The sequence below is a fragment of the Streptomyces toyocaensis genome, assembly GCF_000725125.1.
In the GTDB taxonomy this organism is placed as follows: Bacteria; Actinomycetota; Actinomycetes; order Streptomycetales; family Streptomycetaceae; genus Streptomyces; species Streptomyces toyocaensis.
The window spans coordinates 313,593-327,037 of the sequence record NZ_JFCB01000001.1 but is presented as its reverse complement, the minus strand read 5'-3'; the positions used below and the strand labels follow the sequence as shown (position 1 = coordinate 327,037).

The following is a 13,445-nucleotide window of genomic DNA, read 5'->3' as shown; positions in this document are numbered from 1 at the left end:
AGCCTGTCATTCGTCCCGCCCGGCGCACCACTGGGCGCGCGGGACCGGACGGCGGCCGGCGGCTCCCCGCTACACGTCCAGGTCCACCACGACCGGCGCGTGGTCCGAGGCGCCCTTGCCCTTGCGCTCCTCGCGGTCGACGTAGGAGTCCGTGACGGCCTTCGCGAACGGGGCGTTGCCGTACACCAGGTCGATGCGCATGCCCCGGTTCTTCGGGAAGCAGAGCTGGCGGTAGTCCCAGTACGTGAAGGGGTGCTCGTACTTGAGGGGGCGCGGCACGACGTCGGACAGGCCGGCCTCGCGCAGGGAGGCGAGGGCGGCGCGCTCGGCGGGGGTGACGTGGGTGGAGCCCTCGAAGGCGGCCCGGTCGTAGACGTCGTCGTCGGTCGGTGCCACGTTGTAGTCGCCCATGACCGCGAACGGGCGGCCGCCCGCCGCGTCGCCGGCCACGGCGGCCTTCAGCGCCTCGAACCACTGGAGCTTGTACGCGTAGTGGGGGTGGTCCACCTCGCGGCCGTTCGGCACGTACACCGACCAGACGCGGACGGGGCCGCAGGTCGCAGAGATGGCGCGGGGTTCGACGGCGCCGTCGTAGCCGGGGTCGCCCGGCAGTCCCTTGACGACGTCCTCCAGGCCCACCCTGGAGAGCACCGCCACGCCGTTCCACCGGCCGGTGGCGTGCACCGCCGACTCGTAGCCCAGCTCGCGCAGCTGCTCCGCCGGGAACTGGTCCTCGGCGACCTTGGCCTCCTGGAGGCACAGGACGTCCGTGCCGCTGCTCTCCAGCCAGGCCAGGAGCCTCGGCAGGCGGGCGGTGATCGAGTTCACGTTCCAGGTCGCGATGCGCATGTCCCACAACCTACCCGGCGGGTCCGACAGCGCTCGACCGCCGCCCGCCGGCTCACAGCTCGGCGGAGCCGCCCGGCGCCAGCCGCAGGTGCTCGGCACCGCCGAGGGCGCCGATCTGGCGGTCGTAGATCGGACGGACGAGGTCGGTGAGCGCGGCATCGTGGATGTCGTAGGCGCGCCGCGGCCGCACCTCGCGGACGTAGTCGATGACCTCGGAGATCTTGTTCCAGGGAGCGATGACGGGCAGCATCAGCGTCTCGACCGGGCGGTCGGGGACGGTGAGCGCGTCGCCCGGGTGGAACAGCTTCCCGCCGTCGACGAGGTAGCCGACGTTGGTGACGCGCGGGATGTCCGGGTGGATCACGGCGTGCAGTTCGCCGTGGACCTGGACGTCGAAGCCGGCGGCGGTGAACGTGTCGCCGTGGCCGACGGTGTGGACGCGGCCGGGGAACGCCGCCGAGATCTGGTCCGCGACCGATTTCAGGGTCCAGATCTCGGCTGCCGGGTTGGCCTCCAGGGCGGTCCGCAGCCGCCCCTCGTCGAAGTGGTCGGGGTGCTCGTGCGTGACCAGGACGGCGTCCGCGCCGAGGGCGGCGTCCTCCTCGCTGAACCCCCCGGGGTCGAGGACGAGGATCCGTCCGTCCTTCTCCAGGCGGACGCAGGCGTGCGACTTCTTCGTGAGCTTCATGGGCCCATCCTGCCCCGGCGCGCGCTGCCGGGCGGAGGGCCCGGGGCTCACTCCTGGGGTGTGGTCTCCTCGCGGACGACCTGCTGGGCCACCCGGAACGCCCTGTTCGCCGCCGGGACGCCGCAGTAGACGGCGGCCTGGAGCAGCACCTCCCTGATCTCGGCGGGCGTGAGCCCGTTGCGCAGCGCGGCCCGGGTGTGCACGGCGAGCTCCTCCTCGTGTCCGCCGGCGACGAGGGCGGTGAGGGTGACACAGCTGCGGGTGCGCCAGTCGAGTCCGGGGCGGTCCCACACCTCGCCCCAGGCGTAGCGGGTGACGAGCTCCTGGAAGTCGCCCGAGAACGCGTCGGTCCGCGCCAGCACCTGGTCGACGTGCGCGTCGCCCAGCACCTCCCGGCAGACCTTGATCCCCGCGTCGTAGGGGTCGGGCCTGCCCTGCGGCTGCTGCGGCACGGCGGCCGGGGCGATCTCGGCGACGGGGGCCGGCTGGGCGGCGGCGGCCGGCGCGGGCTGCACCGCCACTCCCGCGGGCAGGGCGATCTGACCGGTGGCGGACTCGAAGGCGGGCTGCCAGGCGGTGGAGAAGTGCCGCACCAGCAGGTCGGTGACGGCGGCCGGCTGCTCCACCGGCACCAGGTGGGAGGCGCCGGGTACGACGGCGAGCCGGGCGTCGGGGATCCCGGCGACCAGGGTGCGGGCCTCGGCGGGGCCGGTGACCTGGTCCTCGGAGCCGACCAGCACCAGGGTCGGCACGCCGACGCTGCCGAGCTCCGCGCGCACGTCGAACGAGGCGAGCGCCTCACAGGCGGCGATGTAGCAGCCGGGGTCGGTGGTGCGCACCATCTGCACGGCCCACTCGGTGATCGCGGGCTGGGCGGCGGCGAAACCGCCGGTGAACCAGCGCTCGGGCGCGGAGCGGGCGATGGGGTCGAGTCCGTTCGTCCGCACGATCACCCCGCGCTGGCGGAACTCGTCCGCCGTGCCGAAGCGGGGCGAGGCGGCGATCAGCGCCAGGGACGCGAGGCGCTCGGGGTGGCGCAGGGCCAGCTCGATGCCGACGGCGCCGCCGAGCGCGCAGCCCGCGTAGCCGAAGCGCTGGACGCCGAGGCTCTCGAGCGTGGTGAGCAGTCGCGCGGTGAGGTCGGCGACCGAGCCCGCGGGGTGGGCGGGGGCGCCCCCGTGCCCCGGCAGGTCGAACCGGAACACGCGCCACTGGTGGGTCAGCTCGGGGACCTGCCGGTCCCACATGTGCCATGTGGTACCCAGTGAGGGACCGAGGATCAGAACCGGAGCGTCTTCTGGCCCGTCAAAGCGGTATTGCAGGGTGTTCGGTGGTGTCTCACTCACGCCCCAGACCCTCTCACGTCTCACGGACGCCCCTATAACGCAGGGGTGCGGGAAACCGGTCTGCCCAAGTTGAAGACCCCGCGGGCGGCATACCGTTTGAGGCATCGGACGATCTCACGTCAGCCAGGGCCGGACGGCGCCGCCCCGGCTCCCCCCGGGCCGGGGAAACCGGCCGAGACACCAGCAGTTCAGGCTGTGGACCGGGGCACCGTGTCCGAGGCTCACCCGCCTGCCATAGCGCGACAGCGCCCGCGCGTCCGTCCCGCCACCGTGGGCAGGGAGCTGTGCCTCATCGCGGCGCTCGGCCAGCCCCTCCCCGCGGTCGTCGCAGATGAACCGAAGCCGTCGGTCGCCGTGGTTGAGCTCGACCCGCAGGTGATGCGGACAGCCCGCCAACAGCCAGCCGGGGGACGTGGAGCGACAGCTTCAGAAGAAGTGCTTGCGTCCACCGACCGCGCGACCGGTCGCACCCAGGATCCACAGGATGGCGCCAACCAGAATGAGGATGCCACCGATCGTCGTCAGCAGACCCATGCCGACAAGCAGGCCGATGATCAGCAGAATAAGCCCAAGAATGATCATTTTTAACCCCATCGTCAATTCCGGCTCAAGCGCGTGTGCGTACGAGCTTCACAAGGGCCTCAGTTCGTCCCTTGGTGGGCAGATCCCGACCAGTTCCGAATGCCAGGACCTCGGTGCGATAGCCCTTGTGCCCGGCGACACGGTGTTCACGCCCTCCTTCGAGACTTCGTTCAGTACGCCATGCCCTCGACCGTCCTCTGCTCCGGAAGGTCCTTGTCGGGTCCTGCCCTCCTGGCCCCTCCACCGGCGTACGCATGATGTGCCACAGCGAACTGTCCCCCTGATGTCTTCCGCCTCGCCTTTCACGCGCGGGGCGATGCCTCGGCGACCGCCCGGCCCGCCGCGGTCAGCACGCGGCGACGTCGGCGATGAGCGGCGGACCGGGACACTGTCGCGGGTCAGTAGGTGGCGAGGGAGATGGCGGTGCAGTGCGCGGTGAAGGCCACCACGGTCAGCGCATGGAAGACCTCGTGGAAGCCGAACCAGCGGGGTGCGGGGTCGGGCCGCTGGAGGGCGTAGACCACCGCGCCCGCGCTGTAGAGGAGACCGCCGACAACGATCAGAACCACTGCGGTCGCTCCGCCGGTGTGCAGGAAATCGGGCAGGTGGCTCACCGGTGCCCACCCCAGCGCCAGGTAGCACGGGGTGTACGGCCAGCGCGGGGCTCCGACCCACAGGTCCCGGAACGGGACGAAAGTTCTAGGCCGTCGCGCCGAAGCCGGACTGGCGTACGGGGGTGCGCCTGGTCGCCGAGGCGGGGCGGCGGCGGCGGCCTCGGGAAGTGGCGCCGCGCTTGGGGCGTTCGACCACCGGTGCGGTGATGACGACCGGGATGCCGGACGGGGCCTGGGCGCCGGTGATCCGGCTCAGGGCTTCGTCGCCCGAGCGGATCTGAGTGGTCTGCGGCCGGATTCCGGCATCCGACATCAGACGGACCATGCCGCGACGCTGGTTCGGGGTGACCAGGGTGACGACGCTGCCGGACTCGCCGGCGCGGGCGGTACGGCCGCCGCGGTGGAGGTAGTCCTTGTGGTCGGTCGGCGGATCGACGTTGACGACCAGGTCGAGGTTGTCGACATGGATGCCGCGCGCCGCGACGTTGGTCGCCACCAGCACGGTGACGTGCCCCGTCTTGAACTGCGTCAGCGTGCGGGTGCGCTGGGGCTGCGACTTGCCGCCGTGCAGCGCGGCGGCCCGCACCCCGCTGTTGAGCAGGTCCTGGGTCAGCCGGTCGACGGCGTGCTTGGTGTCCAGGAACATGATCACGCGGCCGTCGCGAGCGGCGATCTCGGTCGTGGCGGCGTGCTTGTCCGCACCGTGGACGTGCAGGACGTGGTGCTCCATCGTCGTGACCGCACCGGCCGACGGGTCGACCGAATGCACGACGGGGTCAGTCAGGTAGCGGCGCACCAGAAGGTCGACGTTGCGGTCCAGGGTGGCGGAGAACAGCATCCGCTGCCCCTCCGGACGCACCTGGTCGAGCAGCGCGGTGACCTGGGGCATGAAGCCCATGTCGGCCATCTGGTCGGCCTCGTCCAGCACGGTAATGCCCACGTGGTTCAGCCGGCACTCGCCGCGGTCGATGAGGTCCTTGAGCCGCCCCGGCGTCGCGACGACGACCTCGGCCCCTCCGCGCAGCGCACCGGCCTGCCGGCCGATCGACACCCCGCCCACCACCGTGGCCAGCCGCAGCCGCACAGAGCGGGCGTACGGGGTCAGCGCGTCGGTCACCTGCTGTGCCAGCTCACGCGTCGGTACGAGGATCAGCCCCAGCGGCTGGCGGGGCTCGGCACGCTGTCCAGCGGTGCGGGCGAGCAGGGCGAGGCCGAAGGCCAGGGTCTTGCCGGAACCGGTGCGTCCGCGGCCCAGTACGTCACGGCCCGCCAGGGAGTTCGGCAGCGTCGCTCCCTGGATCGGGAACGGTGCGGTCACACCCTGCCTGCCGAGTTCGGCCAGCAGCTGCTCGGGCATGTCGAGATCGGCGAAGCCCTCAACAGCGGGCAGTGCGGGGGTGATCGTCTTCGGCAGCGCGAACTCACCTTGCACGGCGGCGGGCCGACGGCCGTAACCGCCGGAGCGGACGGGGGCTCCGGTACGACGCGGTGCCTGCGAGCCGTAGCCGCTGCCGCCCCTTCCGGCGTCGGCGCGGCCGCCGCGGGAGCGGGCGGGGCGGTCGTTCGTGTACGTGCGGTTCATGCGGAACCTTCCTCGATGTGGCACATATCAAGGAATTCCCGCTGCGATGGATGGCACGGAGAATTACAAGTATGGACCGGTGGCAAAAGAATGCAGATCTGGCCGGTGAAACATCCGTGGGCACAGGTACTGAAAGAGGTGATGCGATGGGGACCTTGCGATCCGGGCGCCGGCTGCGGTGCAGCGCTTCAGGATGCGTCTGCGTCCTGAGGGAGGAGCCGCTTGTGGTGGTACGGGATACGCGTGCAGCTGGGGCCCGCACCCCGAGGGATGCGGGCCCCAGCTACGGATTGCGCGTGAGCGTCAGGCCGGAACGATGTTCTCGGCCGTCAGGCCCTTCTGGCCCTGCGCAATGTCGAAGTTCACCTTCTGGCCCTCGAGCAGCTCACGGAAGCCCTGCGCGGCAATGTTCGAGTAGTGGGCGAACACGTCGGCGCCGCCACCGTCCTGCTCGATGAAGCCGAAGCCCTTTTCCGCATTGAACCACTTCACGGTACCAGCAGCCATGTCAATCTCCTTTGGGGCAGTGCGCCGGCGTCCGCACTGCGCGGACGCCGTGTCGCCGCGATGATTGCCCCGCCCGGAAATGACCGGAAATACAAAAGTGCTCCCGACCGGCAGAAGCCTGGCGGGGGCACTTGAAGTTTTGGGAACCACAACTGCAACTGAGACAGACAGTAGCACGCCGGAACGGCCCGCGCACGTTGGATAATGCCGCTCTGCTCTTCGCGGCAAAAAATCCCGCTGCACGGCCCCCCAAAAACTGATCCCTCGGGAACAGATATTGATTCACTCAGCGTTCAACGCCTCAGGAAGGGTAGCCAACGGCACGCTGCGCGACGCCCGGGGAAAAGCCGCTGCCGCCAAGAAAACGCAGCTGCGCCACAGGGCTGTGGCGGAGGCGAGTTCGCCTGCTCGCAGGGTGCGAAGCCAGCCGCGACCAGCCCGCGGGTCCCCGTCTCGCACAGCGCCGTCAGCCGTACCGAGTGCCATGGTCCGCCAGCGCCGGCAACTCACTAAGGCGCAGATGCCCCGGCAGTCAGACGCTGTTGTCCGCGTTCTTCACGGGAGCCGGAACCAGTCGCAGTTCCTCGTGGAATCCGAGGCGGTGCAGCAGTGGTCCCGTCATGAAGGTGGTGACCAGTGCCATGACGACCATGGCACTGAACAGACGACTGTCCAGCACGCCGAGCCCGAGGCCCACGTTCAGGATGACCAGTTCTGTGAGTCCGCGGGCGTTGAGCAGGACGCCGAGCGTTCTCGACTCGGCCTTCGAGGCGCCGGTCAGTCGTGCGGAGACGGCGGCGCCGACGTACTTCCCCGTGCAGGCCACCAGCACGACGGCGACGGTCATGATCAGGCCGGTTCTGCCGAGCCCGCCGACGTCCACCGACAGGCCGGTCACGGTGAAGAAGACCGGCAGCAGAAAGAGACTGGTCTGCTCGATGCGCTCGACGACCTGGGGGGCCTGCACCTCTATGTGGCGGTGGGGCACCACGGCGCCGAAGGCGAAGGCACCGAAGACGGCGTGCAGGCCGATCTCGTGGGTCGCCCAGGCGGACACCAGCAGTCCGGTGACGAGGATGGCGTGGATCAGGGAGCTGCCGACCGCCCGCCTCCGCTCCGGGGCCAGCAGCCGACGCAGCCCCGGTCGCACGACGTAGAGGAGGACGCCCAGGAACAGGCCGGACTCCAGCACCATCCGCGCCAGCGGCCACAGACCACTTGCGGTGGCGATCACCACGGCAACGGCCAGTACACACCAGGCGAGGAAGTCCTGGACGACGGCACAGGCGAGCGCCATGGCACCGATGCGGGTGCGTTGCATGCCGTTTTCCGCGATGATCCGGGCCAGCACCGGGAACGCCGTGATCGACATCGCCACCCCGAGGAAGATCGCCGGGGCGAGCACACCGTCGCTGCTGAGCTGCGACTTGTCGTACAGAGGGAAGAGGAGAACGGCGAGCCCGGCCCCCAGCGCCATCGGCAGCGCCATGGAGCTGAGTGAGACCAAGGTGACCCGGCTGCCGGCCCCCCGAAGAAGGGCGAAGTCCAGTTCGTAGCCGATGCCGAACATGAACAGGACGAGTCCGAGCTGCGAGAGCGCCTGAAGGACCGGCCGTGCGTCCGCCGGGAACAACGCTTCGACGGGGTCTCCCGGTAAGAGGCCCAACAGGCTCGGCCCCAGGGCAAGACCGGCGATGATCTCTCCCATGACCCTGGGTTGCCGAATGCGCTTGGCGAGCCGGGCGAAGACGAATGCCACGGCGAAGGTCACCGCGAGGCCCGCGAGCATCTCACCGGTCAGGGAATCGGCGGAGCGGGCGGCGATTGACCAGTGGTCCAAGGTAATCAACTCTCTCCGTTCGAAGGTACCGGGAGGGGCACGGACGGCAAGCGGGGATCAACGGCAGAGATTTTCCGGTCGATCGATGTTGGCCTCGGCCCGACTACCGCACGACGGACAGGGAAAGAGCCGCTCGAAGTCGCCTACCTCGTGTCCCGCTCGCAGGGCACGCCCTTGACCTGATCCCTGGACCGGCCGCCCGCAGCCGCACGCCGGACGAGGAGACATCCGAAGCGAACACCACATGGGCGGACGGCCTGACCCACCCGAATCCGTTGGCGTTGCTGACGGCCAACGGCGCCGCTGGGGATCCAGGCCGTCCCTCCCCGCCGTCGAGGGCGGCCGTCGCCGCACCTGAGGCCGTGGAGCGGGCGTTGCCTCAACGCCTACATACGGTTCCCTTTCGCCCGGCTATGCCCAGTGCCATTCGGCCCGGTTGAGCAGATGGCCGGCCTTGACTCCCTGGCGCGTGCACCATTCCTCGAACTCGGCGATCTGCTGAAGCTGGTAGGAGTCCTCGTTGTAACTGGTGGCCATGACGTGGCCGAGCCAACTCTCCTCACCCATGGCGTAGATGTACACCTCTTCCGCCCCCAGCTCGGTGACGATCGCGCTCGCCTGCTCCGCGTTGGAACCGGACAGTTTGCGGGTGTCACTCATCTTCTTCGGGATCGGCTGGGTGAGCATGGGCTGGTACTTCCAGTTCATCGGCGCGCCGTCGCACTCCATGCCGAGAAATGCGATGTCGACCCGTCCGAGATGCCGACGGACATAGCGGTAGAGGACCGGATCGATGCCGGAGGAGTCCGCTCCCACGTAGACGGACTTCCCCCCGATACTGATCCAGTAGGTCGACTTGGCGCGAATGTCGAGATCGGCGTGCTCCCCGAAGAAGGGAGTGGCGACGATCTTCCCGCCGGGGAAGGGCACCTCGTCGAAGTCGTCCACCTCGATGACGGGGAGCCCGAGGCATTTCAGGAAGAGCGCCAGCGAGGGGTCGCACAGATTGCCGCGCGATGTCCTCGGCACGACGAATGTGCCGACCCGGCCACGCAGCTGGAGCAGGGTTTCGGCCACGAGGTGGTCGGAATGCCCGTGTGTGATGACGACGTAGTCGATGTGGTCGGGCAGGTCGTCATAGGTGTACCGGTCGGTCGCGCTGGTGTCGGCGCTGATGAACGGGTCCGTGAGGATCGACACCTCGGGCGTCTGCAGGAGGAGGCAGGCATGCCCCCAGTAACGGATCCTGGTTCCGGCCGTGACGTGGCGGTCGGCGGCCAGCCCCGGCTCCGCGACCAGCAGGCGGGACAGCTGGGCGGCTTCCGCGTCGCCTAGCTCCAGCGCCTCGCGGAGCGCGGCCACGGTGGTGGGCCGGATCCGGGAGAGGAACAGCTCCTCGATGCCGGGGTGCCGGAAGGGGATGTCCAGCTCCAGCACGTCGGAAGAGGGCAGCCGTGGGGTGCTCATCACGAACGGCCGCTCGATGCCCGTCTCCAGCGAGAGCTGTACCGACTGGCGGTCCTCGGTGTAGGCCTTGCTCTGGTAGGCGAGCGGCTCCAGGAAGTGCAGCGAGGCCTGGTTGCCGGTGTCATAGGTGACTTCCACCAGGCCGGCCAGTTCGGAGGGCAGCTTCGGGTAGAGCGACCTGAGGTCGTAGCCGGTCGCCTCCTCCCGAACGATCTTCTCGGCCTCAGCGATCGCCTCGGCGAACCGGATCATGTCCGCACGGTCGCGCCGGATGGCCGCAAGCAGCGCCTCGACCTCGCCCTTCCGCTTCTCCTCGATACCGACGAAGAATCCGCCGCGGAACTTCGGATCGCGACTACCCGAGAAGTGGTAGTCCGGGGTCTGCAGGTAGGACTCCAGCATCGGGATCTGCCGGAAGGCCAGGTTCATGGTGCCGCTCACTGGAGCCGTCGTGTACAGCTGGGCGTAGAACCGGTCGACCAATGGCTCGATGATGGTGTCGGACCGGAGAAAGAGTTGTTCCTCTGTCACTTCTGCTCCTCACGATCGAATCTGTACGGGGTCGCGTCAGGGCAACATCGAGCGGTGTCGGACTGTTCAAGCGGGGAATTCATTCAGCGTATCCATAGAGACGGGCATAGTGGGCGAAATCGGTTTCCCCATGGAGGAGGTCCGCATAGGCCTTCTCGATGTCGTCGCCCATGAATTTCAGCGACTTCCGCTGCCCGCCCTTGCCCACGAAAGGCAGCTGCTTTCCCCCACGGGTCATCAGTCCCGTCGTCTCCAGGCCGAGGAGCTTGCTCCGCTCCTCCATCTCCCGCATCCGCTCCAGGGTGCAGTTCGCCACCGCGTCCGCCACACCGTCCCGTCCACCGAGTTCGAGGAAGTCCACGACCTTCCACAGCTCCCCTTCGGGGTCCTTCCGAAGGTCCTCGTACCGCACCGCGAGGACGGCGGCGTTCGGGAAGCTCTCGTGCACCGAGTCCGTCCAACTGCGTATGTTCTCCGGCCATGATCCTTCGCCGGCCCAGATGCGCACCGACGAGAATCCCTCGTCGGCGATGAACGTCTCGGCGATCTTCCGGCAGGCCTCGACGTCCTCCGGCGGAATCCCCTTCATCCGCATCAGGCTGAGCATCGCGTCGCGCGGGTTCCGGATCAGGCAGACCACCTTGGCGGTGGACTCCCGGTAGAACCGCAGCACCGGGCGGTCCGCGGTGAAGTGCGTCGCCAGCAGGACCTGCTCGTCCGGGTCGGCGGAGGGGGCCTCCCCGTCACGCAACAACCCTTCGAGGTGCGGCACCCCGGCCTGGATGCCCGGCCAGGTCTCGACCGGCTCGCCGGTGACGTAGGACGTCAGCATGCACCGGAGCCAGTGGCCTCCGGCCTTCGGGTAGGAGGCGATCCAGCACATCCCGTTCATCGGGCGTCCTCTCGTTCCTTCGACGCGGCGGGCAGCCACTTCATTCCGTCGGGCGAGACCGCCAGCCCACCCCGGAACATCGGTTCCCCGGGTGCTGCCGCTCCTCCGCCCTGTGCCGCGAGCGCCCACTCACCGGACGACACTCCGGCGGCCACGTCCACGAACGACTCCGGTTCCGGGTGCTCCTCGCCGGTCATCGTGTGGAACGTCGTGAGCAACTCGGAGAACGCGCCGAGCTCGCGGCGGTACCGCGCCTCGAACTCCGTCAGGGCGGTCTTCTCGTCCACATCGCCCGCGAGAACGCTGTTGATCGAACGGGCGGCCAGCAGGGCGCTGTAGGTCGCGAGGTGAACCCCGCTGGAGAACAGCGGATCGACGGAACACGCGGCGTCTCCGACCAGGAGCATCCCCGGACGCCAGAACGTCGTCCGGTGGTAGACGTAGTCCTCGCGGACTCGCAGTTTCCCGTATTTGCCGGCCGTCACCCGCATCCCCTCCGAGAGGAGATCCGAGATGGCCGGGCATTCGGCGATCAGGGCCTTGAACGCCTCCTCGCGGTCGTCCTGGAGCTTCTCGGCCCGCTCCTCGCTCACCACCGCGCCCACGCTGGTCAGCCCACCGAACAGCGGGACGTACCAGAACCAGCCACCGTCGAAGGTCACGCTCAGGCCGTCACCCGAACGCGGTTCCGGCAGCCGCTTGCAGCCGTTCCCGAAGTACCCGGACAGTGCCAGGCCGCGGAAGGACCCCGCACGGTCGCGGGTGCCGCCGACACTGGCGGACAACGGGCTCTCATGGCCTGACGCGTCGATCACGAAACGTGCGCCGACCTCGTGCTCACCGCCGTCGGGGTCGGTGTGGCGCAGGCCGGTGACCCGGTCGCCCTCCTCGACCACCGCGGTGACCGAGCACCCTTCGCGGACCACCACACCCTTGCGCTTGGCGTTTTTCAGCAGGATCTCGTCGAACCGCGCACGGTCCGCCTGGTAGGCGAATGACGTCGCGTCGGTCAGCCGCGACGACGCCCCGAAGGAGAAGGCCCACGGCTCCGCACGACCGCCCCACTGGAACGTCGCGCCCCGCTTCACCGGGAAGTCCGTCTCCGCCAGCTCGTCCGTGACACCGAGCATCCGGCACACGCCGTGCACCGTGGACGGAAGTAACGACTCACCGACCCGGTGGCGCGGAAGGACCTCTTTCTCCACCAGAAGCACCCGGTGGCCCTGCATGGCCACCAAGGAGGCGGCGGTCGAACCCGCCGGCCCACCCCCCGCCACGACCACGTCGAACGTCTCTGCCGACATCTCTCACCATCCCTCGATCGATCGCTGATCCGTCGTGGCGCCCGCTACCAGGTGACCGGCAAGCGATCCGGGCTGTCTATGAACGCGTTACGGAACTTCACTTCCCCCGCGGGCACGGCCAGGCTCAGTCGCGGGAACCGTCGCCACAGGGACTGATAGGTGATGCGGAGCACCGCCCTTGCCACTGCGGCGCCTATGCAGTGATGGATGCCGTGCCCGAAGGCGACATGCGGGAGGGGTTCACGGTTCGCGTCGAGGAGATGGGAATCCGACGTCAGCCCCTCGTCGCGGTTGGCCATGAGAATCGAGCAGAGGACGTACTCCCCCGCCTTGATCAACTGCCCCTCCACGACGACGTCCCTGACGGCCATTCGCGGAGTCGGCTGCTGCACGGCCGAAAGGAAACGCAGCAGTTCGTTCACCAGGCGGTCGGCCTCCTCGCGGGAACCGAAGAGCAGCCGCCTCTGGTCGGGGTGCTCGAGCAGCGCGAGGACCCCGAAGCCGATCATCCCGGCGACGCTCTCGACGCCGCCGAGGATCAGCGCCGTGCAGACGCCCTTCAACTCCTCGTCGGTGATCCGGTCGCCGTGCTCACGTACGAGCATGCCGAGGAACCCCTCGTCGGGATCCTTCCGCTGCCGGGTGATGAGCGTCATCAGGTATCGGTTGAAGGCCGCGCTGTCCGCCGCCCTGGCCTTGTAGCCGCGGCTGAGGTCGACGTTCTGCCTGACGCGGCGGATGAACTCGTTCCGATCGTCCCGCGGGACCCCGAGCAGCTCGCACAGGGTCTCGCCGCCGACCGGGTCGGCGAACAGCACCTGGAGATCCGCAGGCGGTCCCGCGCCCTCCAACGCATCGAGGTGCTCTTCGATGATGCCCTCGATCGCCGGCTCCAGCCTGCGGATCCGCCGGACCGTGAACTCGGGCGTCAACATCCGCCGCAGCCGCGTGTGTTCGGGCGGATCGTAGATCGAGATCTGTCCGGCCAGCTCCGGCGGGACCGACACCCCTTCGCCACTGAGGGGTTGCGCATCGGTCAGCCGGAGCCGCGTCGTGAAGTTCTCATGATCGCCGAGTATCTTGCGCACCACGTCGTAGCCCATGGCCTGCCAGACGTAGTCCGTGCTCATCTGATCGGACGCGTTGCCCTCGATCCGGATCAGCGGGCCATGCGCCCTGAGGGCGAACATGTCCTCGTGCGGATCGCAGAGCGTTCTTCTCATGTAGTTCGCCGTCGGCCGGA

The 13,445-nt window shown here is 68.9% G+C and carries 11 protein-coding genes and 1 pseudogene; all 12 read right to left on the bottom strand.

Annotated features, from left to right (window positions below):
- Positions 1-69 precede the first annotated feature (69 nt).
- Positions 70-849 (bottom strand): exodeoxyribonuclease III, encoded by a 780-nt coding sequence (locus tag BU52_RS01330; RefSeq protein ID WP_037926442.1) that lies wholly within the window; start codon positions 847-849, stop codon positions 70-72.
- A gap of 52 nt (positions 850-901) precedes the next feature.
- Positions 902-1,537 carry an MBL fold metallo-hydrolase gene (locus BU52_RS01325; RefSeq protein ID WP_037926441.1) on the bottom strand — a complete coding sequence of 212 codons (636 nt, stop codon included), beginning with the start codon at positions 1,535-1,537 and terminating at the stop codon, positions 902-904.
- Between the two features lie 47 nt (positions 1,538-1,584).
- Positions 1,585-2,883, bottom strand: coding sequence for a bifunctional 3-oxoadipate enol-lactonase/4-carboxymuconolactone decarboxylase PcaDC (gene pcaDC / locus BU52_RS01320; RefSeq protein ID WP_037926438.1), 1,299 nt, complete (start codon positions 2,881-2,883; stop codon positions 1,585-1,587).
- 426 nt (positions 2,884-3,309) lie between these two features.
- Entirely contained in the window at positions 3,310-3,465 is a 156-nt protein-coding gene (locus BU52_RS34560) for a hypothetical protein (RefSeq protein WP_010059700.1), read from the bottom strand.
- 398 nt (positions 3,466-3,863) lie between these two features.
- Positions 3,864-4,157: pseudogene (locus tag BU52_RS01315) on the bottom strand (hemolysin III family protein); the annotation flags it as partial.
- Between the two features lie 7 nt (positions 4,158-4,164).
- Entirely contained in the window at positions 4,165-5,661 is a 1,497-nt protein-coding gene (locus BU52_RS01310; protein WP_037926435.1) for a DEAD/DEAH box helicase, read from the bottom strand.
- A 303-nt stretch (positions 5,662-5,964) separates the two neighbouring features.
- The gene (locus tag BU52_RS01305) at positions 5,965-6,168 is read right to left on the bottom strand and encodes a cold-shock protein (RefSeq protein WP_009719280.1); all 204 of its coding nucleotides are present in this window, start codon (positions 6,166-6,168) and stop codon (positions 5,965-5,967) included.
- Positions 6,169-6,700: 532 nt separating this feature from the next.
- Positions 6,701-8,008 (bottom strand): cation:proton antiporter, encoded by a 1,308-nt coding sequence (locus BU52_RS01300; protein WP_051857798.1) that lies wholly within the window; start codon positions 8,006-8,008, stop codon positions 6,701-6,703.
- Between the two features lie 411 nt (positions 8,009-8,419).
- Positions 8,420-10,006 (bottom strand): MBL fold metallo-hydrolase, encoded by a 1,587-nt coding sequence (locus BU52_RS01295; protein ID WP_037926430.1) that lies wholly within the window; start codon positions 10,004-10,006, stop codon positions 8,420-8,422.
- 79 nt (positions 10,007-10,085) lie between these two features.
- Positions 10,086-10,898 (bottom strand): desulfo-A47934 sulfotransferase, encoded by an 813-nt coding sequence (gene staL, locus BU52_RS01290; RefSeq protein WP_037926427.1) that lies wholly within the window; start codon positions 10,896-10,898, stop codon positions 10,086-10,088.
- Complete coding sequence (locus BU52_RS01285) at positions 10,895-12,202, bottom strand: FAD-dependent oxidoreductase (RefSeq protein ID WP_037926425.1); 1,308 nt, start codon at positions 12,200-12,202, stop codon at positions 10,895-10,897. The genes staL and BU52_RS01285 overlap by 4 nt, the downstream gene beginning before the upstream one ends.
- 44 nt (positions 12,203-12,246) lie before the next feature.
- The gene (locus BU52_RS01280) at positions 12,247-13,392 is read right to left on the bottom strand and encodes a cytochrome P450 (protein ID WP_235216237.1); all 1,146 of its coding nucleotides are present in this window, start codon (positions 13,390-13,392) and stop codon (positions 12,247-12,249) included.
- Positions 13,393-13,445 lie beyond the last annotated feature (53 nt).